Annotated in this window: 20 protein-coding genes; 7 read left to right on the top strand and 13 right to left on the bottom strand. The window is 65.8% G+C overall.

The window, feature by feature from the left end; translation table 11 throughout:
• Nucleotides 1–109 precede the first annotated feature (109 nt).
• The 3 genes from FKZ61_RS15405 (at nt 110) to FKZ61_RS15415 (ending at nt 3,938) form a co-directional block, all read left to right on the top strand.
• Nucleotides 110–1,510, top strand: coding sequence for a cytochrome P450 (locus FKZ61_RS15405; protein ID WP_141611018.1), 1,401 nt, complete (start codon nt 110–112; stop codon nt 1,508–1,510).
• Between the two features lie 205 nt (nt 1,511–1,715).
• Nucleotides 1,716–3,488 carry a hypothetical protein gene (locus tag FKZ61_RS15410; protein WP_141611019.1) on the top strand — a complete coding sequence of 591 codons (1,773 nt, stop codon included), beginning with the start codon at nt 1,716–1,718 and terminating at the stop codon, nt 3,486–3,488.
• A 66-nt stretch (nt 3,489–3,554) separates the two neighbouring features.
• The gene (locus FKZ61_RS15415) at nt 3,555–3,938 is read left to right on the top strand and encodes a response regulator (protein ID WP_170199801.1); all 384 of its coding nucleotides are present in this window, start codon (nt 3,555–3,557) and stop codon (nt 3,936–3,938) included.
• 54 nt (nt 3,939–3,992) lie between these two features.
• On the opposite strand, the gene FKZ61_RS15420 is transcribed toward FKZ61_RS15415, so the two are convergent.
• Together FKZ61_RS15420 and FKZ61_RS15425 are read right to left on the bottom strand one after the other, a co-directional pair.
• Nucleotides 3,993–5,432, bottom strand: coding sequence for an NADP-dependent isocitrate dehydrogenase (locus FKZ61_RS15420; RefSeq protein WP_141611021.1), 1,440 nt, complete (start codon nt 5,430–5,432; stop codon nt 3,993–3,995).
• Nucleotides 5,433–5,463: 31 nt separating this feature from the next.
• Complete coding sequence (locus tag FKZ61_RS15425; protein WP_141611022.1) at nt 5,464–5,850, bottom strand: hypothetical protein; 387 nt, start codon at nt 5,848–5,850, stop codon at nt 5,464–5,466.
• Nucleotides 5,851–5,992: 142 nt separating this feature from the next.
• Between FKZ61_RS15425 and FKZ61_RS15430 the strand changes: the two genes are divergently transcribed.
• The 3 genes from FKZ61_RS15430 (at nt 5,993) to FKZ61_RS15440 (ending at nt 9,087) form a co-directional block, all read left to right on the top strand.
• A complete protein-coding gene (locus FKZ61_RS15430) occupies nt 5,993–7,081 on the top strand; it encodes a mandelate racemase/muconate lactonizing enzyme family protein (protein ID WP_141611023.1) in 1,089 nt (362 codons plus the stop codon).
• Between the two features lie 67 nt (nt 7,082–7,148).
• On the top strand, nt 7,149–8,210 hold the full coding sequence (locus FKZ61_RS15435) for an alanine racemase (protein WP_141611024.1): 1,062 nt from the start codon (nt 7,149–7,151) through the stop codon (nt 8,208–8,210).
• Between the two features lie 10 nt (nt 8,211–8,220).
• On the top strand, nt 8,221–9,087 hold the full coding sequence (locus FKZ61_RS15440) for an amidohydrolase family protein (RefSeq protein ID WP_170199803.1): 867 nt from the start codon (nt 8,221–8,223) through the stop codon (nt 9,085–9,087).
• A 13-nt stretch (nt 9,088–9,100) separates the two neighbouring features.
• On the opposite strand, the gene FKZ61_RS15445 is transcribed toward FKZ61_RS15440, so the two are convergent.
• The 9 genes from FKZ61_RS15445 to FKZ61_RS15485 form a co-directional block, all read right to left on the bottom strand.
• Nucleotides 9,101–9,802, bottom strand: a complete 702-nt coding sequence (locus tag FKZ61_RS15445; RefSeq protein WP_141611026.1) for an NHL repeat-containing protein — start codon at nt 9,800–9,802, stop codon at nt 9,101–9,103.
• 126 nt (nt 9,803–9,928) lie between these two features.
• Entirely contained in the window at nt 9,929–10,975 is a 1,047-nt protein-coding gene (locus tag FKZ61_RS15450; protein ID WP_141611027.1) for an Ldh family oxidoreductase, read from the bottom strand.
• Nucleotides 10,976–11,017: 42 nt separating this feature from the next.
• Nucleotides 11,018–11,494, bottom strand: a complete 477-nt coding sequence (locus FKZ61_RS15455) for a ribonuclease toxin HepT-like protein (RefSeq protein WP_141611028.1) — start codon at nt 11,492–11,494, stop codon at nt 11,018–11,020.
• Nucleotides 11,454–11,873 (bottom strand): nucleotidyltransferase family protein, encoded by a 420-nt coding sequence (locus FKZ61_RS15460; RefSeq protein WP_141611029.1) that lies wholly within the window; start codon nt 11,871–11,873, stop codon nt 11,454–11,456. Before FKZ61_RS15460 ends, FKZ61_RS15455 begins: the two co-directional genes overlap by 41 nt.
• 7 nt (nt 11,874–11,880) lie before the next feature.
• Nucleotides 11,881–13,077, bottom strand: a complete 1,197-nt coding sequence (locus tag FKZ61_RS15465) for a pyridoxal phosphate-dependent aminotransferase (RefSeq protein ID WP_141611030.1) — start codon at nt 13,075–13,077, stop codon at nt 11,881–11,883.
• A 59-nt stretch (nt 13,078–13,136) separates the two neighbouring features.
• Nucleotides 13,137–13,988 carry a PIG-L deacetylase family protein gene (locus FKZ61_RS15470; RefSeq protein WP_141611031.1) on the bottom strand — a complete coding sequence of 284 codons (852 nt, stop codon included), beginning with the start codon at nt 13,986–13,988 and terminating at the stop codon, nt 13,137–13,139.
• Nucleotides 13,989–14,542: 554 nt separating this feature from the next.
• Nucleotides 14,543–15,349, bottom strand: coding sequence for a glucosamine-6-phosphate deaminase (locus tag FKZ61_RS15475; protein WP_141611032.1), 807 nt, complete (start codon nt 15,347–15,349; stop codon nt 14,543–14,545).
• A gap of 9 nt (nt 15,350–15,358) precedes the next feature.
• Complete coding sequence (gene nagA / locus FKZ61_RS15480; RefSeq protein WP_141611033.1) at nt 15,359–16,621, bottom strand: N-acetylglucosamine-6-phosphate deacetylase; 1,263 nt, start codon at nt 16,619–16,621, stop codon at nt 15,359–15,361.
• A 192-nt stretch (nt 16,622–16,813) separates the two neighbouring features.
• Nucleotides 16,814–17,752 (bottom strand): aldo/keto reductase, encoded by a 939-nt coding sequence (locus tag FKZ61_RS15485; RefSeq protein ID WP_229964275.1) that lies wholly within the window; start codon nt 17,750–17,752, stop codon nt 16,814–16,816.
• 321 nt (nt 17,753–18,073) lie between these two features.
• On the opposite strand from FKZ61_RS15485, the gene FKZ61_RS15490 reads away from it, so the two are divergent.
• Entirely contained in the window at nt 18,074–19,354 is a 1,281-nt protein-coding gene (locus FKZ61_RS15490) for a right-handed parallel beta-helix repeat-containing protein (RefSeq protein ID WP_141611035.1), read from the top strand.
• 400 nt (nt 19,355–19,754) lie between these two features.
• Here the strand turns inward: FKZ61_RS15490 and FKZ61_RS15495 are convergent, their stop codons facing one another.
• Both FKZ61_RS15495 and FKZ61_RS15500 read right to left on the bottom strand, forming a co-directional pair.
• Entirely contained in the window at nt 19,755–20,867 is a 1,113-nt protein-coding gene (locus FKZ61_RS15495) for a lactonase family protein (RefSeq protein ID WP_141611036.1), read from the bottom strand.
• Nucleotides 20,868–20,903: 36 nt separating this feature from the next.
• On the bottom strand, nt 20,904–21,373 hold a 470-nt coding region (locus FKZ61_RS15500; protein ID WP_141611037.1), incomplete at its 5' end, for an ATP-binding cassette domain-containing protein.

Below are 21,373 nucleotides of genomic sequence, written 5' to 3' on the forward strand. Positions count from 1 at the left end.
GCTGAATCGGGTATGATGGTTGGTGGATAGTAAATCCCGGGAGCTGTTCCATCAGTGTAGCCAAAGGCTGGCGCTCTGCCAAACGGCGACATAGACGAAGGAGTCTCTCATGTCGGACACTGCCACATCGGACGCTGTTTTTCCCGCGGGGCCACGGTTTCGCCACCCGTTGATCTCCTACTGGAAGTTCCGCCGGGACCCAACGGGCTTTCTCACCCGGCTGGCGCGCCAATACGGCGATGTGGTCTATTTCAAGCTGGCCGGTCGCGATACCTTCCTCCTCAGCCACCCCGATTTCGTCCGGGACGTGCTGGTCACCCACGACCGCAGCTTCATCAAGAGCCGGGGGCTTCAACAGGCCCGCTGGCTGCTGGGAAATGGCCTGTTGACCAGCGAAGGGGAGCTCCACCGCCGCCAGCGCCGCCTGATCCAGCCCCTGTTCCACCGGCAACAGATCGGGCGTTACGCTGACACCATGGCCACCTACACGGACCGCCTGACCGGCCCGGCCTGCTGGCAGGATGGCGCCATGGTGGACATTCACCAGGAGATGATGCGCCTCACCCTGGCCATCGTGGGCAAGTGTATCTTCAACCAGGATATCGAGGCAGAGGCGTCGGAGATCGGCGCCTGCATGGATATCCTGACCCGCAACTTCCAGCGGATGCTTTTACCCTTTTCCGATTGGCTCATGCGCCTGCCCACGGCAGAAAACCGGCGCATTCGTCAGGCCGCGGCCACCCTGGACCGCATTGTTCTGGGGCTGATCCAGGAGCGCCGGCAGGCTCAGGCGAATCCCGACCAGGCCGAAGACCTGCTCTCCTTGCTCCTGGCTGCCCGGGATGTAGAGGGCGATGGCGGCGGCATGGATGACCGGCAGGTGCGGGACGAGGCGCTGACCCTGCTGCTGGCCGGCCACGAGACCACCGCCAATGCCCTCACCTGGACCTGGTACCTCCTCAGCCAGTATCCCGAAGTCCAGACCCGGCTGCAGGCGGAGGTGGATCGGGTGCTGGGCGGCCGGTTGCCCACGGCGGACGACGTGGCCGCCCTGGCCTACACCCGGATGGTCTTGGCGGAGGCCATGCGTCTCTATCCGCCGGCCTGGATCATGGGCCGGGAGGCGCGCGAGGACGTGGAGATCGGCGGCTACCGGATTCCAGCCGGCTCAACCGTGCTGGTGAGCCAGTGGGTCGTCCACCGGGATCCCCGCTACTATCCGGAGCCGGAGCGCTTTGACCCCATGCGCTGGACGGCGGAAGCCCAGGCCGGGCGTCCCCGGTATGCGTACTTCCCCTTCGGCGGGGGATCCCGCATCTGCATCGGCGAGCACTTTGCCTGGCTGGAGGGGATCCTGATCCTGGCCACCGTGGCCCGGCATTGGCAACTGGAGATGGCGAGTCCGCGGCCGCCCCAGCCCCAGGCCACCATCACCCTGCGGCCCCGCCATGGCCTGCCCATGGTGCTCCGCCGCCGGGTTGAGACGCCTGTCGCCGCCCTGGCCAAGTAACCGAGCGGGGGCAGGTGCCGGGAACGAGGCCTCTCGTCGGAAACGCCAGAAGCCAGAAAAGCCAGAATCCGGCCTTGACAAGAGAGTCCCTCTTGTCTACCATGAAACGGATTTCAGGCTGTAGCATGAGGAACATCTGAACAGGTCCATCCGCTGGCGATAGCCTCACGAATCTGTCGCCAGCTCACCCCAGGGAGAGCGCCCCATGTCATCTGGCCTGCCGGCACGCATACCGACTGTCAGCCTGGATGTGAACACGCCGGTTTCCCCGCCCTACTGGGCTCTGCTGGAACGGGAGCTGCTGCGGGCCCAGACAGACGCGTGTCAGGAATTTTTTGCCCGCTATTTCGATGAACGGGGCTATCTCCGCTGCGTACCCCGATGGGGGGGCGACGACGGCCCGGACGATGCGGCCGAGAACCTGCTCAACTGGACCCTGCTTCATGCCCTGGGCGCGCCGGACGTGATCCTGGACCTCTACCGGGTGGGGTGGGAAGGTCACCTGCGCCAGTACACCGAGGCCAAAACGGTGGAGGTGCCCCTGGCCCGGGATGGCATGTACTACCGGGAATTCCCGGTCATGTTTGACTGGTTCCACCACGGCGAGGGCTTCTCGGCCTTTTTCCTCCAGGGGCTTTCCACCCCGGACGACCGCCTCCTGCGACAGCGTATGGAGCGCTACGCGGGCTTCTACATGGGGGAGGATCCCCAGGCCCCCAACTACGATCCCCAACACCGCATCATCCGGAGCCTCTTCAACGGCAGCCGGGGGCCCCTCCTGCGCAAGGCCACCGGCCTGGACTGGGCCGGCGATCCCATCGAGGTAGAGGGGCGTTTTCACCTGGGGCACGGCGAACGCAGCTACGCGGAGATGGTGGCCCACTTCAAGGATTACAACGACGTGGTGGGGGATCACCCCCTCAACCTGGCCGCCACCACCCTGGGTGTCCTGGCGTACACGCTCACCGGGGATGAAAAGTACCGGCGCTGGGCGCTGGACTACCTGGACGCCTGGGTGGAACGCACCCGGGCCAACGGCGGCATCATCCCCACCAACATCGGCCTGGACGGCACCATCGGCGGCGCCTGCGATGGCAAGTGGTACGGCGGCGTCTACGGCTGGGGCTTCACGGTGGAAGTGCCCCAAACCGGCGAACTGGCCCACCGGCCGGCCTTCCAGTCCCGCACCCACTACGCCTTTGCCAACGGCCTGCTCCTGACCGGCGACATGGGCTACATCCAGGTCTGGCGGGAGATGTACGACCGGGTCAACGCCCACGCCAGGCAGGAGGACGGGCGGATCCTCTACCCCCATATGTACGGCGACCAGGGCTGGTATGACTACACGCCCGAGCCGTTTCAGCCGGGCGCCCGGGAGGTCTACTACTGGACCATGGACCCGGCGGACCGGGAACGGGTCGCCGACGATCCCTGGTTCGCCTTCCTGGAAGGGAGGCGAACCGATTATCCCATCGAAGCCCTCCAGCGGGATCTGGCCGCGGTCCACGACAAGGTGGTGGGCATGCGCCACGACACTTCCACGCCGGATACCCGCCTCTCCGATGACATGAACCACCTCAACCCGGCCACCACGGCCGCGCTGACCGAGCTGATGCTGGGCGGGCTACCCACCGGCCGGGTGGGCTATCCCCTCCACTGCCGGCTGCGTTACTTCGACCCGGCCCGTCGCCGCGCGGGCCTGCCTGAGGACGTGGCCGCGCTGGTGGATGGCATGACGGCTGACACCACCTCGGTACAGCTGGTCAACACCAGCCAGACAGCCGCGCGCACGGTGATCGTCCAGGGCGGCGCCTATGGCGAGCATCAGATCGAGCGGGTCCAGGTGGAAGGACAGGGAGGGTTTGAAGTGGGCCACCGGGCTTTTGTGGTGCATCTGGCGCCGGGCTGTGGCACCCGGCTGACATTGTCCATGCACCGTTACGCCCATCGGCCGACCATGGGCTTCCCGTGGCCTTGAAACGAAAAACTCGAAGTCAATAAGAGCCGGATGAAGGGCATCCAAAAGAAAAGAAAGGAGACGATTTTGGCCCGGATCCTGGTGATCGACGATGAATCCGAAGTGCGAGCCGTGGTACAGGAACTGCTGGAGTCGGTGGGATACGAGGTCGAAGGCGCGCCCAACGGCAAAGTCGGGCTCCAGCTCTTCCGCAAAAAACCGGCGGATCTCATCATCGCCGACATTCTCATGCCGGAGCAGGATGGGTTGGAGACCATATTGACCCTCCTGCGGGAACGGCCGGATACCAAAATTGTGGCCATGTCGGGCGGCGGCCGCTACGGTCTGATGGACTATTTAGAAATTGCCCGCCGTTTTGGCGTGCGCCACACCATCCGAAAGCCCTTCACCCTGGAGGAGCTGGTGGAGACGGTGCAGGCGGCCTTGGGCGAACCATCGGCTGGGCCGTGAGTGGCGCGGCCGCCCGGGCCTGTGTCACTGGATTCGCTTCCCATCTCCCCTCGTTCATTCCCCCTGGCCCAGGGAGTAGCCCCGTTCGCCGTCGAAGAGGTACAGATTCTCCACCTTGATCACGTCATACCCGGCTCCATGCAGGCGTTGTAGCAACCGTAACACCTGGTCATAGGTCACCTGGTCGCTGCTGGCCATGAAACGGCAGCGCCAGTGATCGCTGCGGTAGGTTTCCGGCAGGCCTTCCGGATAGACCTTCACCCCCCGGTTGCTGATCATGCTCAGGGCCAGCCCCTCGCCGTTCAACGCCTCCAGCCGCTGTCCCAGCTCGTTGGGATCCCGCTCTCCTTCGGACCAATCCAGGAAGACGTCCACGCCCACCAGGCGCTTCTCCTGGCGGGGACTGGGCGCGACCTGCACCTGAATGCCCCCTTGCCGGTATTGGACCGGCCGCAGATAGCGGGGCTCCCGGCCCAGGCGTTCGATCACGGCCTGGGTGAAGCCTTCGGTGCCCACTTCTCGACGGCTCAGCCCCTCTCGATAGATGTCCGCGGTATGGATGCCGTCCTCCAGGGTGGTCAGCCAGGCGTTCATGATGGTGGTGGCCACCTCTGCCTCGCCCAGGTGGACCAGCATCTGGGTGGCGGCCACCAGCAGGCCGGAGGGGTTGGCCACGCCCTTGCCCGCGATATCTGGCGCGGAGCCGTGGACCGCCTCGAACATGGCCATCTCCATGCCCACGTTGGCCGAGCCGGCCAGCCCCACCGAGCCCGCGATCTGGGCGGCGATGTCCGAGAGGATGTCGCCGTACAGATTGAGGGTGACGATGACGTCGAAGCGTTCGGGCTGGGCGGCCAGCCGCGCCGCGCCGATGTCGATGATCTGGTGATCGCTGGCAATATCCGGGTATTCGGCGGCAACCTCGTTGAAGATGCGGTGGAAGAGGCCGTCGGTGTGTTTCAGGATGTTGTCCTTGGTCATGCAGGTGACCTTGCGCCGGCCATAGGCCCGGGCATATTCAAAGGCGAAGCGGATGATGCGTTCCGTGCCGGGGCGGGAGACCAGCTTCAGGGCTTCGATGGCCTCGGGCGTCTGCTGGTACTCGATGCCGGCGTAGAGATCCTCTTCGTTCTCCCGGATGATCACCAGGTCCATGCCTGGGTGGAAGGAGGCCACAAAGGGGGCGTAGGATTTGGTCTGGCGCACGTTGGCAAAAAGGCCCAGGGCCTTGCGGATGGTCACGTTGAGGCTTTTGTAGCCGCCGCCCTGGGGCGTGGTGATGGGGCCCTTGAGCAGGACCTTGTTGGCCCGGATCACATCCCAGGCCTCCGGCGGAATCCCCGAGAGGATACCCCGGCGGTAGACACTTTCACCTACTTCGATGACGTCGTAGGCCAGGGGCGCGCCGGCGGCCTGCAGGATCTCCAGGGTGGCTTCCATGATTTCCGGCCCGATGCCGTCGCCGTAGGCCACGGTGATGCGTTTCTGCTGCATGGATGAACTCCTTGGGCGTCTCATGCCCGATCTATGGCTCCAGGAGGCTTCCCCAAACCTCCATATCCAGCTCAATATCGGCCCGGTTGAGGATGTTGTCCAGCTCCGCGTCCACCGCCGGCAGGTCTGCCAGATCTTCGGTCACCAGCTCCAGATCCTGGGGCGTGGCATCGGTCACGTAGGCCCGCTCGAACATCTTGCGGGGATCCAGCCAGTAGCCGCCCACGGCAAACTTGCCCCAGCGGGTCATGAAGTAGAGGAGCACGTAGCGCCGCCCGCTGGGATGACGGTCCGCGATGCGGGAGCCGTTGACGCTGATGGGGTAAAGAAAGTCTACCCCAGAAGGCGTCCGGGCTGCGCGATAGTAGCGGAGCTCGTTGGTCCGCTTGAAACGATAGATGGCGCCGGGTGTCAACATCGCACTTACCATATCTGCCAAAATCTGGGTCGGACCCGTCCCGTTTCTACCTTGGCCTGTCCCGTCTATGATACAATAATCCCGGGCATCCCCCAACCGCACATCCTCCGCCACCATCCATCCTGTCACCAGGAGATGCACCATGCAGATCACCGATATCACCACGGAAGTCTACCGTTGGCCGCGCGCCAGGCCCATCACCAACGGCAAGCACACCTACACCCACGTCACCCTGGGCCTGGTGAAGATTGACACCGACGAGGGGGTCCAGGGCATCGGGCTGGGCGCAGGCAATTCCATCGTCCAGGCGGCCATTGAACACTTCAAACCCCACCTCCTGGGCGAAGATCCCCTGAACGTGGAGCGCCTCTGGCACAAACTGTGGGTGCCCAAACTGGTGGGGCGCCGGGGGCTGACCACCCGGGCCATCAGCGCCATCGACATTGCCCTGTGGGACCTGCGGGCCAAGGTGGCGGGCATGCCCCTCTACAAGCTGCTGGGCGGCTACCGGGACCGGGTCCCCACCTACATCGCGGGCGGCTACTACGAGGAGGGCAAGGGGCTCAAGGAGCTGGCCCAGGAGATGGCCGACAACGTGGCCATGGGGGCCCGGGCCATCAAGATGAAGGTGGGCGCGCTCTCCATCCGGGAGGACGCGGAGCGAGTCCGGGTGGTGCGGGAGACGGTAGGGCCGGATGTCAAGGTCATGGTGGACGCCAACTGCGCCTACCGGGTGCATGAGGCCATCCAACTGGCCAAACGCATCGAGGAGTACGAGCCCTACTGGTTCGAAGAGCCCATCGCGCCGGACGACTACGCCGGGCATCGCCGCCTGGCAGAAGCCACCACCATCCCCATCGCCACGGGCGAAAACGAGTACACCCGCTACGGCTTCCGGGACCTGATCCAGCAGCAGGCAGTGGCCATCCTCAACGCGGACGCGGTCATCCTGGGTGGTGTGACCGAGTTCATGAAAGTGGCCGCGCTGGCCCAGGCCTTCGACGTGGACATCGCCCCCCACGGCCCCCAGGAGATCCACGTCCACCTGGTGGCTGCCATCGCCAACGGCCTGATCCTGGAGTTCTACCGGGATACGGTGGATCCCATGTGGGGCAAGGTCTATCACCACACCCTGCGCCTCAACGACGACGGCACCGTCAGCCCGCCGGATGTGCCCGGCATCGGCATCGAACCCAACGACGAGGCCCTGGCGCCGTACCGGATCGCCTGAAGGACGCCTGTGAAATCTGTGCATCGAATGAAATCTGTGCATCGAAATAGAGGGGAACATACGAGCCATGCGTGTCGAAGAACTGGATACACCCGTTTTGACCATTGACCTGGATGCCCTGGAAGAAAACCTGGACCGCTATCAGCACTATTTCAACCAGCACGGCATCGGCCTGCGCCCCCACATCAAGACCCACAAGACCCTGGCCGTAGCCCGCATGCAGATGGACCGGGGCGCCATCGGCCTGACCTGCCAGAAGATCGGCGAGGCCGAGGTGCTGGTCTCCGGCGGCCTGGCGGTAGACATCCTCATTCCCTACAACATCATCGGCAAGCAGAAGCTGGAGCGCCTCTGCGCGCTGGCCCGCCAGACCACCATCACCGTGGCCGCGGACTCGGCCTACACGGTCAACGGCCTCTCTGAAGCCGCCAGCGCGGAAGGGGTCACCCTGGGCGTGGTGGTGGAGATCGAGACCGGCCAGGAACGCACCGGCACCATCACGCCCGAGCAGACCCTGGCCCTGGCCCAGCTCATCGACCGTTCCCCCGGCCTGGAGTTCCGGGGCATCATGGGCTTCCCCACGCCGCCTGAAACCCGTCCCCTGATCCAGGAAACCCTGGCCCTCCTGGATCGCCACGGCCTGCCCCACCCCATGGTCAGCGGCGGCAGCACCAAGTACGCGCTGCAGGCCCACCTGATCCCGGAGCTGACCGAATACCGGATCGGCGAATACCCGGTGGGGGGGTATGGCCACCTCCTGGCCGGCCGCCACACCCTGGAGCAGTGCGCGCTGCGGGTCATCGCCACCGTGGTCAGCCGACCCACCGAGGGCCGGGCCATCCTGGACGCCGGCAGCAAGACCATGAGCGCATCCACCCTGGAGACCGAACGGGGCACCAGCATTGGCTACATTGTGGAATACCCGGACGCCCATTTCTATGGCTTCTCCGAGGAACACGGCCACGTGGACGTTTCGGCCTGTGCCCGCAAGCCGGAGATCGGCGAGCGAGTCCAGGTGCTGCCGGTCCACCCATGCCCCTGCGTCAACGAGCACAACGAGATCGTAGCGGTACGCCAGGGCCGGGTGGAGGCCATCTGGCCCGTCTATGCCCGAGGTAAAATTCGATAAGGAGGGATCCATGGCTGGCCAGGGCGTTTCTCCACCGGTGGTGGATACCCATGTCCACATTTGGGCCATCGACCCACCCCGCTATCCGGTGGGGCCTACGGCGCCCGGCTGGAAGACCCTGCCCGATGAACCAGGAACGGCAGAGGAGCTCCTGGCCGAGATGGACGCCAACGGCGTGGACTGGGCTGTGCTGGTGCAGACCAGCTGGTCTACCTGGGATAACGGCTACATCGCCGATTCGGTGGCTCGCTATCCCCACCGGTTTGTTGGGCATGGGCTCATCGATCCCCAGGATCCGAACAACGCCTCCCAGGCCCGCTATTGGGTGAAGGAGCGGGGGCTGGCAGGCTTCCGCTTTCACCCCATGTACTACCCCGGGCAGAAGATCCTGCTGACGCCGGAGAACGGCCCCCTGTGGGAAGAGATCGCGGCGCTGGATGTGGTGATACAGTTTCACCTGCGCGCAGCCGATGCGGATCAGGTCGCGGCGATTGCCCGGCGCTACCCCCATCTCCGGCTGATCGTGGATCACATGGGCTATCCGGAGGTGGATGCCGGCATGGAGGCCTTTCGGCCCATCCTGGAGCTGGCCCGCTACGAAAATGTCTACATCAAGCTATCCGACATCAAGGGACGCTCCCGGCAGCCCTTCCCTTTTCCCGATGTCCATCCCTACATCCGTGCCCTGTTGGATGCCTTCGGCGCGGATCGGGCTGTCTGGGGCACCGGGTACCCAGGCCACCATCGTCTCAGGCACAACTGGCTCACCCTGGCGGATGAGCTGCGCCTGATTCGGGAAGGGCTGCCGTTCCTGTCCGAGGCGCAGCGGGAGCGGATACTCGGGGGCACGGCCGTGGAGCTTTGGGGCCTGGGCTAGGTACGCGGCCCCATCACAGCCAGATGCGTACCACCCACCCCGATGTGGCGTCGCAGTAGAGCAGATCCTGGCCGAAGATGGAGAGCCCGTGGGGTTCGGGTAGGGAGGCGGGCACGTCGATCCGGTCCAGGACGCGGCCATCGTGCAGGTCCAGCTTGACGATGGTCCGCTCACTGGTGTGGACCACCCAGATCCCGTCCGCCACCCGCACCACCCCGTGGGCCCGGCCGTAGGGCAGGGGAAGCACCTGTTGTACGCTCCAGTCGGCGATGCGCACTTTGGTGAGGGTCTGGCTCTTGAGGGTGGTGAGCCACAGCACGCCCTCTTCATAGCGGTCATACTCCAGGCCGTGGGTGCCGCCACCGCCCGGCAGGGGATAGCGGGCCAGGGTGGCGCCGCTGGCCGGATCCACCTGAAGGATTTCGCCCGTGCCTGCCTGGGCATCGGTGGGGCGGGGCAGGCGCCAGAGGGTGGCCGGGCCGTTGGCGGCCAGCCACAGCGTGCCCCCGCCGAAGGTCAGGCCGCTGGTATTGGACGACTCGGTGGGAATGTCCCGCACCAGCCGGGTCACGCCGTATTCGTTGGGGTTCTCCAGTTCGATCAGGGCCACCCGGTCGGTGATCTGGTCCACGATCCACAGACCCTCGTCGGTGACCTGGAGGCCGTTGGGGACGCTGTACGGCGCGCGAAACCACGCCTCGATCTTCCTCGCCATTGGGTTCGCTCCTTGGGATAGAAGGACGGGGGACGGACGACCGAGGACCAGGGACGAAAGACCAGGGACCGAAGACGGGCCCGGTACGGACGCGCCTCCGCCTTCGTCTTTCGTCCCTGGTCTTCCTCACGCCAGGCTGGGCACCGGCACGCCCAGACTGGCGGCTGTGGCGCAGATTTCCTCCCAGGTGGTCTCCTCCAGCGGAATTCCTTCGGCCTCCCGCTGGCGCCGGCGCTCCTCCTCGATCTCGCCGGGCACGTAAATCTTGTCCACGCCAGGCAAGGTGGGCGACGACTTGACCCACTCCACCAGGGTTTTGACTTCCCGCTTGAACTCCGCGGGGTCGATGAAGCTCTCGATCCGGATGGCCAGGGCCAGGTAGCCACTGCCTCCCCGGGTGGGCTGGGCCGCGCTACAGCCAGCCCAGGAGAGGCCGCCGGCAATGGCGTCGATCATCATGGCCAGGCCGAAGCCCTTGTAGCCGAAGGGGCCGCCCAACGGTAACATGGCCACGTCGCCATCCCGGAAGAGGTTGGGGTCGGTGACCGGGTTGCCGTGGCGGTCGATGAGCCAGCCTTCGGGCAGGGGCAGGCCCCGGGCCCGTTGCACGTCCACCTTGCCGCCGGCGGCCACGCTGGTGGTGATGTCCAGCATCAGGGGCGGGCCATCCCCCCGGGGGACGCTGATGGCGATGGGGTTCGGTGGGAGGCGCCGGGCCACGCCGCCGAAGGGCGCGGTGAAGCGTGCGCCGCCGTTGAGCATCAGGATACCGATACAGTCCTGTTCCGCGGCCATGGGCGGGAAGGCCCCCAGCCGGCCGATGTGGCCGGAGTGGTGGACGGCCACAGCGCCGAAGGTGTGCTGTTGGGCCCGCTGGATGGCCATCTCCATGGCCTGGTAGCAGAGGACGATGCCGAAGCTGCGGTTGGCGTCGATGACCAGGGAGGCGGGCGTCTCCCGCACCACCCGGTGCTGGCCCACCGGCCGCAGGTCGCCTGCCTGCAGGCTGCGCACATAGCCCGGGATGCGGATGATGCCGTGGGAGTCGTGGCCCACCAGGTTGGACTCCACCAGATGGTCGATGGCGATCTGGGCCTGGTCCGTGGGCAGCCCGGCCGCCTCGAAGATGGCGCGGCCAAAGTCTTGCATCATGGAGGGTGGTATGGTTGGCATGGGGAGCGCTCCTGTCAGGTCGCTGAAGATTGAGCGTGGATATTAAATCAGCTCATCTAAAAACTGGAGCAGCCGACTCAGTTGCTGGTGATAGATATCACGAAGCAGCAGGGCTTTCCGGTAGACGAGCATGAGCCGTTCCGGGTCGATGGTCATGGTGTAGGCGTGACGAAAGAGGTGTCGAAATCGCCGTAGCTCGTACAATGCCTCGTACATGCCGTCATCGATGACTGCAGGTCGCAGGGGAGTGAGGTCCAGCCGCATCCTATCGAGAAGTTGGGAATGCCATCGACCTCGTGGATCGAGCTGATTCTCAAAGGTCCTGGCAATATTGAGAAAGATGTTCTCAAAGGCGTTGTAGAGATTGTGCAAGCGATAGGCCAGCGTAATCTGGGCGCGTTCATCCTCCAGGACGTTTTCACCCTCCTGGAAGAGCCGATCCATGGCACTGTAGATTTCATCGATGGCCTCCAGATCCTTACGGATGCTGGCGATCAGGACCACAATCGGTTCGTTCATAGATCAGAGCTCCGTATCTCTGCACCTCGGACCGGATGGGTTCGACCAGCGGCCGCACGTCGCAGTCCCGGCCCAGCCGCTGTTCCAGTGCGCGCCAGAACCTGCTTTCGGCTTCCAACGACTGGCATTCCACGGCCAGGTCGATGTCCGAGTGGGGGCCAAAACAGCCCGGCCTGCAAATGGAGCCATACAGCCAGACCCGCTGCACCTCCGGGTGGTCGGGGGCAATCTCGGCCACGGCCCGGCGCACCTGTTCCAACCAGTACAGCCGTTCCGTTTCGAGGGCGTGGCGTCTGGCTTCGGTCCGCTCCTTGAGCCAGGCCCGGGCGATTTTGATTTGCCTTTCTGGATGTTGGGTGTCACCTGCTGCTTCCGTCATGGCCCCATTATAGCACTTCTTGCTTCCCACGCCGGGCCACCTCTCCCATGGCCAGCAACCGCTCCCCGGCCTCCCGCAGGGTCTCCAGCCGTTTGGGGAAGGCAAAGCGCACCCGACCTTCACCGTGGCCGGGTGTGGAATAGAAGCTGCCCATGGGCACCACCGCCACGCCCACTTCCCGGGTCATCCACAGGGAGAAGTCCATGGGCGCCCACCGGGCCTGGGGAATGGGCAGTTGCGTGTAGTCCGCGACGGTGTAGTAGGCCCCTTCTGGCTGGAGGGCCAGGAAGCCCGCCTCTTCCAGGTAGCCCAACATGACATCCCGCCGTCGGTGATAGTCCCGGGTCATCTCCGCGTAGTAGCTCTCTGGCAGCTCCAGCGCGGCCAGGGCCGCGGCCTGCAGGGGCGTGGGCGCGCAGATGGTCAGGTAGTCGTGCGCGCTGTGGACCGCTTTGGCCAGGGAGGTGGGGGCGATGACGTAGCCCAGCCGCCAGCCGGTGACGGCGTAGGTCTTGCCCAGGCCACTCACCGTGATGGTCCGCTCCCGCAGGGGCTCCAGGCTGCCCGGCGAAACGTGAACCCGCCCGTCGTACAGGATGCGGTCGTAGATCTCGTCGGTGATGAGCACCAGGTCGTGGCGGACCACCAGCTCTGTCAGTCCGGCCAGCTCCTCGGCATCGAAGACCCGGCCCGTGGGATTGTGGGGGGTGTTGAGGATCAGGGCGCGCGTCCGCGGGGTGATGGCCGCGGCGATGCGCTCGGGATCCAGTCGGTAGCCCGGCGGCTCCAGGGGCACCGACACCGGGGTGGCGTTGACGAAGATGGCCGCGGGGCGGAAGTTCTCGTGGGCCGGCTCGATGATGAGGATCTCGTCGCCGGGGTTGAGCACGGCCGTCTCCGCCACCACGATGCCTTCGGTCACGCCGCAGGTGACGGTGACATGGACGTCAGGATCCACGGTCCAGCCCAGACGGGCGCTGTAGATCTGGGCCAGCTTCTCCCGCAGGGGTGGATAGCCCCAGGTGACGGTATACTGGTTCAACCCCTGCTGGATGGCCTGGATGGCCGCCTGGAGCACCGGCTCCGGCGGGTCAAAGTCCGGGTAGCCCTGGCTCAGGTTGATGGCGCCGTGGGCCATAGCATGGCGGGTCATTTCCCGGATGGTGGACTCGCCGAAGCGGGCGAGGCGGGCGGCGGGCTGCATGGCACCTCCTTTTGTGGCGCTCAAAGTGGCAACTCAGTCCGACGATTCAATGGGACGACTCAATGGGATGATTGCTCTGATACGCTTGCGCTGAAGAAAGGGAAGAGCCGCCGCATGGCCTCCGGCGTCAGCGGCGCACCATATTCGCACGCCTCGAAGGCTTCGGCGTACTGCACCCGGCGCCCCTGCTCCTCGCCGTAGAGGGCCACCAGTTTCTCCCGATACAGGTCCGCAATCTGGCGGAAGCGCCCCTCCCGCCGGGCCCGAAGCCACTGTCGCCGCTCGGCCGGGGTGGCCGGCACTTCGTCCAGGTAGCCGCCGTTGTAGGGCAGCCACTCATACATCTGGGACTCGTGGCAGTGGAGGGCGTCGAACTTGGCCTCGATGACCTCGTCGATGGCCACCACCACGTCCGCCTGGAAGGGGTAGGGCTTCTGGAAATGGTCCCAGGTATGCACGATGACGGGCATGGCGCGCAGGTGGGGCACATGGGAGACCACGTTGGGCACCGTCACCATGTAGGAGGCGTCCTGGACCAGCTGGGAGGCGTAACGGTGGTCCGGGTGATAGTCGTTGGGGCGGTGGACTGTGATCAGGTCGGGCTGGAACTCCCGGATGATGGCGATCACCAGGTTGCGATTTTCCAGGGTGGGCAGCAGGGCGCCGTCGTGGATGTCCAGGGTGATGTACTCCGCGCCCAGACAGCGGCCCGCGGCGGCTGCTTCCTGGCGGCGGCGCCAGGCCAGGGGCGCGCCGCCCATCTCGTGGTGGCCGGCGTCGCCGTTGGTCAGGCTGACCATCTTCACCACGTGGCCCCGCCGGCTGTAGAGGGCTGCCAGCCCACCGGCGGCAAAGTCGGGATCGTCCGGATGGGCGCCAAAGATGAGCAGTCGCAAGGGTTGGTCCGTCATTGATTCCTCCTCCCGTGTGCTGGCGACAGATGGGCCACTGCGAGCGGCGCCTACAACGTGGCATCGGTTCCCGTAGGGGCGGGGCTTGCCCCGCCCGCCTGATGCCGGACCCCAGGTGGATGAAGGGGCGGCGACAGATGGGCCACTGCGAGCGGCGCCTACAACGTGGCATCGGTTCCCGTAGGGGCGGGCCTCCGTGCCCGCCCGCCCGACGTCGGACCCCAGGCGGATGAAGGGGGGGCGACAGATGCGCCGCTGCGAGCGGCGCCTACGACGTGGCACCAATTCCCGCAGGGGCGGGCCTCCGTGCCCGCCCGCCTGACGTCGGACCCCAGGCGGATGAAGGGGGGCGACAGATGCGCCGCTGTGAGCGGCGCCTACGACGTGGCACCAATTCCCGCAGGGGCAGGCCTCCGTGCCCGCCCGCCTGACGTCGGACCCCAGGCGGATGAAGGGGGGCGACAGATGCGCCGCTGCGAGCGGCGCCTACGACGTGGCCCCAATTCCCGTAGAGGCGGGCCCCTATGCCCGCCCGTTGTTGCTAAAGCCGGCGTTCAGAGAAGACCGGCAGCCAGGACTCGCGCCGCCGAGTCGCCGTCCAGATAGAGCCGGGCGTGCTCCACCGTGCGCAGGATGGAGCCGGGCCGGCTTTCGTCCACCGGCTGGGCCAGGCAGGCGTAAACTGCGTCCGCCTTGCGGGACTCGGGCACGATGGCCAGGATCTGCCTGGCGGCCAGCAGCGCGGGGATGGTCAGGGTGATGGCATGGGTGGGAACCTCCTCCAGGCTGGCGAAGTGACCTTCCCCCACCTGCTGTCGACGGCTCACCGGATCCAGCCGCACCACCTTCACCCAGACCGGGTCGTTGAACTCGGCAAAGGGTGGGTCGTTGAAGGCCAGGTGCCCGTTTTCGCCCCACCCCAGGGCCACCAGATCCGCGGGGTGGCTGCGCAGCAGCGCGGCATAGTCGGCGCACGCCTGCTCCACGCTGGTGGATGAGCCGGCCCCGCAGCTCGGGACCGGGTAGAACGCGGCCGGCTGCACATGGTCGATGATGTGCTCCCGCAGGAAGCGGGGGAAGCTGGCCGGGTGGTTGGGGTCGATACCCAGGTACTCGTCCATGTGAAAGACGTGAACCTTGCTCCAATCGATGCCGTCCAGTTCTCGCAGGGCATGGAGAAAGGTGAGTTGGGAATTGCCGGTGGCCAGGATCAGGTTGGCCTGGCCCCGTTCAGCGATGGCCTGACGCAGGATGGACCGGGCATCCCAGGCAGCCGCACGTCCCAGCTCCTGATTGCTGGCGTAGACGGCCACCGGGAGCCGGTCTACCTGGCCCGTTCGTTGAGGTTGTACCGGGTTCATGATCTGCTCTCACTTTTTCTGTGAAATCTGCATCATCGATGGATCTCCCGAACCGTCGCCTGCCTGCATCGCCTCGCCGGGGCCATGCACCCAGCGGCCCCGGACCAGGGTGCCCCAGGCACTGAAGTCGGGGTTGAAGATGGCCACGTCGGCGTCCTTGCCTGGCGCCAGGCTGCCCTTCCGATCCGCCAGGCCGATGACCCGGGCCGGCGTCAGGCTGGCCATGCGCACCGCCGCTGCCAGGGGAATCCCCACCACGTCGGTCAGGATGGGGAGCATCTGGTTGAGCAGGGTGGTGCTGCCGGCAAACGCGGTACGGTCCAACAGCATGCCCACGCCGTCGTGGACTTCGTACTCCATGCCGCCCATGCGAAAGCGGGCACCCTCGGGCAGGCCGGCGCCGCTGGTGGCGTCGGAAATGGCGCAGAGGCGGTCCGGCCCGATGCACTTGTAGGCCAGCTTCATCAGGGTAGGCGGCAGATGGCGGTTGTCGCTGATCATCTCTGCGGTGAGGTTGTCATAGGTGAGGGTGACCTCCAGCAGGCCGGGCTTCCGCCAGGGGCCTTCCCGCACGGTGGTGGATTGGGCGCTCCAGATGTGGATGGTGTGGCGCAGGCCAGCTTCCAGCGCGGGCAGGAGATCCTCTTCCCGGGCTGCGCTGTGGCCGGCTGCGGGTACGATCTCCAGCGCCACCAGGCGCCGGGTCAGCGCGACGGCGCCGGGCAGCTCAGGCGCGTAGCTCATGATGCGGATGACATCGTGATGGGCCAGCAGGGCCTCGGGGCTGCCGTCGTCCGGCGTGCGCAGATGGGCCGGGTCTTGGGCGCCAGCCTGGGCCGGGGCGAAGTACGGCCCTTCCACGTGAACCCCCAGGATCTGGGCACCCGGCTGCGGGTTCTGCATCCAGGAGCGGGCCCGCTCCAGAGAGGCCACCAGCGCCTGGATGGGCGCGGTGGCCGTGGTGGCCAGAAGGCCAGTGACGCCCCGCCGGGCGTTTTCGGCGGTGATGGTGGCGAAGGCCTCGTCTGTCGGTTCGTTGAAGGTGTGGCCCAGCGCGCCGTGGATGTGGATATCTACCAGACCTGGCGTGATCAGGCGTCCGCCCACATCGATCCGGCGAATCTCGTCGCCTAGCTCGCCAGGTGCGGCGATGCCGGCAATGCGTTCCCCGTCGATGACCAGCGCCTGGCCGCTGAGGACGCTGTCGGGAAGGACAAGCCGTCCGTTGACCAGGGCAAAGTGTCCAGCAGTATACCGGTTGATTTCGTTCATGGTGCAGGCAAGCCTTGCTAGGAAGCGGGGGCTCTGGTTGTGGCGGGGGCAATGGGCCCCTGGACCGTTTTGTGACCTTACAACGTTGTATACTTGTCCGGCCCGTTTCTGGTAGAATTTACGGGATTGACAGGTTACCCTCTTTGTGTTAACAGCTATCCTGTATGAAAGCGATTGGTGCCGGCGGAGCTGTCAGAAGCCCATGCCAGGCGGCGTGGAGACTTCGTCCAGGCGTCGTCGCACGTCGGCATCCAGATGCCAGCCCAGGGCGCCCACGTTTTCCAGCAACTGGGCTTCGGTATCGCTGCCCGTGATGGCCACGGTGATCTCCGGGTGGGAGAGTACCCAGGCCAGGGCCACCTGGGCCGGCGTCCTGCCCAGCTCCCGGGCCACTTCCTGAACCGTCCGGATCACCGCCCCGGCCGGCCCCTGCATGATGCGGTCGAACTGTTCCCGGCCTCGGGTGGCCCAGTAGGAGCCGGCGGGGGGATCCTGCCCCGGCTGATACAGGCCGCTCAGCAGGCCGATGGCCAGGGGGCTGTAGGCCATGGCTCCCAGGCCCTGATCCCGGATGAGGCCGAACATCTCCTTTTCCAGGCTGCGGTCCAGCAGGTTGTACTGGTTCTGGACGCACATGAAGGGCGTGGCCAGCAGCCGGTCTGCGATCCAGAGGGCCCGGCAGACCTGCCAGGCCTGGAAGTTGCAGCAGCCAACGTAGCGCACCTTGCCGGCCCGCACCAGGTCGTCCAGGGCCCGCACCGTCTCCTCCAGGGGCGTCGAGGGATCGAAGACATGGACCAGGTAGATGTCGATGTAGTCGGTCTGGAGGCGGGTGAGGGAACGTTCTACCTCCCGCAGGATATGCAGCCGGGAGAGGCCGTAGTCGTTGGGCCCCTGGCCCACCCGGCCGGCCACCTTGGAGGTGATGACCACCTGGTCCCGGCGGCCCTGGAGGACCCGTCCCAGGATCCGCTCCGAGCGGCCAAAGTGAATGTGATCGTCGGTGGGGGAGTAGATGTTGGCGCAATCGATGAGGTTGATGCCCAGGTCCAGGGCGCGTTCGATCATCCGTTGGGCGGCCGCTTCATCGGCCTGCCCCCGCAGCCCCAGTCCCAGGGCCAGCCTGCTCACTCTCAGCCCGGCTGATCCAAAATTCACGTAGTCCACAGGCGGTGATCCTTCCTGGTGAGGGAATCAGAAGTGGAAGTACAGTGTAGCGAAATCCGACCAACTTGACAAACCTGCCCCCCCGAAAAGTTGGTGTAGAGGCGGCGGACAGGAGGAGGTGATAGCCAAACCATTGGACGTCTGTACCTGCCAAACGTGGGCCTTCTCTGGATAGGAGACTGGAGAAGCGCCCGATGTGCGGAAGCCACAGGACCCCATGCCGGGCAGCGGAGCACCAACCCAAACGCCCCCCGTGGCTTCCCACGGTATGGAGAGGAGAACATAATGCACCATGGTTTCAAGCGGGCGCGGGCTGTCAGCTGGCCCCTGCTCATCTGTGCATGCCTGCTCACGGTGGGAGTCAGCCTGCTGGCCTACACCCGGGCCGGCGCCCAGGAAAATGTCCACGACGAAGATGTGGACTTCCTGGATGTCTGCCCAGCCGGATGCCCCTACGACTCGATCCAGGCCGCCGTGGATGCGGCGGCGCCGGGCGACGTGGTCCGCGTGGCGGTGGGAATCTACACGGACCTCCACGCCCGGGGACAGGTCACCCAGGTGGTCTACATCTCCAAGAGCGTGACCATCCGGGGCGGCTATTCCCTCCAGTTTACCGATCCCCCGAATCCGACGGCCTACCCCACGGTGTTGGATGCCAGGGGACAGGGCCGGGTTTTCTTTATCACCGGCGACATCCATGTGACCCTTCAGGGTCTGCGCCTGACCGGCGGCCACATCGAGGGCGATGGAGGGGGGCTGCGTGCCTCCGGCGCCAACGTGGTCCTGGAGCAGGTGGAGGTGAGGAGCAATGAAGCCCACCGGGGGGGCGGACTCTACTTCGACAACTGCCAGGTCCGCCTCTGGAGTAGCCTGGTGCAGGACAACCAGGCTACAGGCAACGGCGGCGGCCTCTACCTGTACAACAGCCCGGCTGTCCTGGCCCGCAACTGGCTTCTGGACAATGGGAGCGGCGAAGACGGCGGTGGCATCTACATGTTGCTGCAGCATCTCTACCTGGCCAACAATGTCATCGCCCACAATCGGGCGGACGGCCGGGGCAGCGGGATCTTCCTAGCCGGCGATGCAGACATGATCCACAACACCCTGGCCCGTAACGGTGGCCCTGCCGGCCAGGGTCTCTACCAGCTCTCCAACACGGCACGCCTCACCAATACCATCATCGTCGACCATCCGGTCGGCATCTTTGTGGCCGGCAGCGCCACAGTCAACTTGGAGGCCACCTTCTGGGGCCATGAGACCTGGGCCAACGGGACCAACTACATCGCTCGGGGTACCATAGAGACCGGCACCATCGAAATTTCGGCTGCACCGGGCTTCCGGGCACCGGATGCCGGCGACTACCATCTCACCGAGAGCTCCAGCGCCCTGGACGTGGGCATCCAGACGGCTGTCACCCGAGATCTGGATGGAGAGGAACGTCCCTTCGGCCCGGCCGTGGACATGGGCGCGGATGAGTACCACCCAGGGCCGGCCATGCAACCGGCCAGCTACCTTCCCCTGATCGTCAATCGCCGGAGTGCGGCCACCGGCAGCCAGGATCCCTGAAGCAGCCGATAAGACGGAACGCCGGTGCCCTTGTCCGGCCAGGAGGCCGGACCTGCGGCTTGCCGGGCGAATTGGGGCCGTCTGGCCGTCCCGTAGGTCACCCATCCTTGCGTGACAGCGGTGCCGGCGACGGAACGCTGGCGCCCTTGTCCGGCCAGGAGGCCGGACCTACGGCTTGCCGGGCGAATGGGGGCTGCCTGGCCGTCTCGTAGGTCACGCATCCTTGCGTGACAGTGGTGCCGGCGACGGAACGCTGGTACCCTTGTCCGGCCAGGAGGCCGGACCTACGGCTTGCCGGGCGAATGGGGGCTGCCTGGCCGTCTCGTAGGTCACGCATCCTTGCGTGACAGTGGTGCCGGCGACGGAACGTCGGTGCCCTTGTCCGGCCAGGAGGCCGGACCTACGGCCAGCGCATCTGGATGCAGACGGGCGTGGGCACCTGGGCCACGTGGCCGGTGGGCGTCAACCGACCGGAGCGGGTGTCGATCCGGAAGACGACGATGTTGTCGCTGTTCTGGTTGGCGGCCAGCAGATAGGTTCCCGTTGGATCCAGGGCAAAGTCGCGGGGGATGGCGCCCTGGGTCGGCTCGTGGCCCACCAGCTCCAGCTCCCCGCTCCCTTCGTCACAAGCGTAGATGACGATGCTGTCGTGACCCCGGTTGGAGCCGTACACAAACTTGCCCGAAGGGTGGACGTGGACGTCGGCGCAGTGGCTACGGCCCTGGAAGTCCTCCGGCAGGGTGGAGAGAGTCTGGATCTCCTTGAGGGTGCCCCGCTCACCGTCGTAGGCAAAGGCGGTCATGGTGGAGTCCAGCTCGTTGATGACGTAGACGAAGCGGCCGTTGGGATGAAAGGCCAGGTGCCTGGGGCCGGCGCCGGCCTTGACCCGTGCCCAGGGTTGCTCCGGATTGGGGGTCAGCTTGCCTGCCTCCAGGTCCAACCGGTAGATCAGGAGCTTGTCCAGCCCCAGGTCCGCGGCCAGGGCAAAGCGGTTGTTGGGGTCCACGTTGATGGAGTGGGCATGGGGACCCTCCTGGCGTTGGGGGTTGACGCTGGAGCCCTCGTGTTGCACGAAGTCGCTGGCCACGCCCAGCCGGCCGTCCCGCTGGATGGGGAACATCACCACGCTGCCGCCGCCGTAGTTGGCTGCCAGCACGTAACGGCCGGAGGCTTCTACCGTCACATAACACGGCGCAGCACCCTGGCTGGGCTGCTGGTTGATGAAGGTCAGACCCCCCGTCTCCGGGTCGATGGCGAAGGAGCTCACCGCGCCGCTGGATCTGCCGCCGAAATCGCTCACCTCGTTGACCGCGTAGAGATGTTGCCCGTCTGGCGCCAGGGCCAGGTAGGAGGGGTTGTCCACGCCGGTGACCTGGCCGGCCGGGCGGAGTGTGCCCTGCTCCAGATCCAGATGGAGCAGATAGATCCCCTCGCTCTTTCCCTGGACATGGGCGGCCCGGCGGGTGTAGGTACCGATGTAGAGCCAAAGCACCGAATCGTTTTGGGTGGACATGGTGGTTTCCTCTGGAATGGGTTGAACAAACTGGCATTAACTGGACGACGCACACTGGCCCCGTAGTTTGAGGGGCTGTTCCAGCAGGCGGGCGTCCTCTTCCTGGGGGCGTAGCTGTCGTTCGTAGATTTCGGCGTAGAGGGGCGAGGCCTTCAGGAGCTCGTGATGGGTGCCCTGGGCGGCGATGCGGCCCCGCTCCAACACCAGGATCAGGTCGGCCATGCGCACCGTGCTGAGCCGCTGGGCGATCACGAAGGAGGTGCGTCCCTGCATCAGGCGGGCCAGGGCCATCTGGATCTGCCGCTCGGTCTCCGTGTCCACGCTGGCGGTGGCATCATCCAGCAGAAGGATGCGGGGATCCTTGAGCAGGGCCCGGGCGATGGCGATGCGCTGCTTCTGGCCGCCGGAGAGGGTCACGCCCCGCTCGCCCACGTAGGTATCGTACCCCCGTTCCATCTCCATGATGAAGTCGTGGGCCTGGGCCGCCCGGGCCGCCTCCACGATCT

Origin of the sequence: Litorilinea aerophila, from assembly GCF_006569185.2 — a bacterium.
Classification (GTDB): domain Bacteria; phylum Chloroflexota; class Anaerolineae; order Caldilineales; family Caldilineaceae; genus Litorilinea; species Litorilinea aerophila.

Excerpts from the sequence above, each read along its gene's own strand:
- FKZ61_RS15405 (WP_141611018.1), top strand. The coding sequence starts at position 110 with ATGTCGGACACTGCCACATCGGACGCTGTTTTTCCCGCGGGGCCACGG.
- FKZ61_RS15410 (WP_141611019.1), top strand. The coding sequence starts at position 1,716 with ATGTCATCTGGCCTGCCGGCACGCATACCGACTGTCAGCCTGGATGTG.
- FKZ61_RS15420 (WP_141611021.1), bottom strand. The coding sequence starts at position 5,432 with ATGCAGCAGAAACGCATCACCGTGGCCTACGGCGACGGCATCGGGCCG.
- FKZ61_RS15425 (WP_141611022.1), bottom strand. The coding sequence starts at position 5,850 with ATGTTGACACCCGGCGCCATCTATCGTTTCAAGCGGACCAACGAGCTC.
- FKZ61_RS15430 (WP_141611023.1), top strand. The coding sequence starts at position 5,993 with ATGCAGATCACCGATATCACCACGGAAGTCTACCGTTGGCCGCGCGCC.
- FKZ61_RS15435 (WP_141611024.1), top strand. The coding sequence starts at position 7,149 with ATGCGTGTCGAAGAACTGGATACACCCGTTTTGACCATTGACCTGGAT.
- FKZ61_RS15440 (WP_170199803.1), top strand. The coding sequence starts at position 8,221 with ATGGCTGGCCAGGGCGTTTCTCCACCGGTGGTGGATACCCATGTCCAC.
- FKZ61_RS15445 (WP_141611026.1), bottom strand. The coding sequence starts at position 9,802 with ATGGCGAGGAAGATCGAGGCGTGGTTTCGCGCGCCGTACAGCGTCCCC.
- FKZ61_RS15450 (WP_141611027.1), bottom strand. The coding sequence starts at position 10,975 with ATGCCAACCATACCACCCTCCATGATGCAAGACTTTGGCCGCGCCATC.
- FKZ61_RS15455 (WP_141611028.1), bottom strand. The coding sequence starts at position 11,494 with ATGAACGAACCGATTGTGGTCCTGATCGCCAGCATCCGTAAGGATCTG.
- FKZ61_RS15460 (WP_141611029.1), bottom strand. The coding sequence starts at position 11,873 with ATGACGGAAGCAGCAGGTGACACCCAACATCCAGAAAGGCAAATCAAA.
- FKZ61_RS15465 (WP_141611030.1), bottom strand. The coding sequence starts at position 13,077 with ATGCAGCCCGCCGCCCGCCTCGCCCGCTTCGGCGAGTCCACCATCCGG.
- FKZ61_RS15470 (WP_141611031.1), bottom strand. The coding sequence starts at position 13,988 with ATGACGGACCAACCCTTGCGACTGCTCATCTTTGGCGCCCATCCGGAC.
- FKZ61_RS15475 (WP_141611032.1), bottom strand. The coding sequence starts at position 15,349 with ATGAACCCGGTACAACCTCAACGAACGGGCCAGGTAGACCGGCTCCCG.
- nagA (WP_141611033.1), bottom strand. The coding sequence starts at position 16,621 with ATGAACGAAATCAACCGGTATACTGCTGGACACTTTGCCCTGGTCAAC.
- FKZ61_RS15490 (WP_141611035.1), top strand. The coding sequence starts at position 18,074 with ATGCACCATGGTTTCAAGCGGGCGCGGGCTGTCAGCTGGCCCCTGCTC.
- FKZ61_RS15495 (WP_141611036.1), bottom strand. The coding sequence starts at position 20,867 with ATGTCCACCCAAAACGATTCGGTGCTTTGGCTCTACATCGGTACCTAC.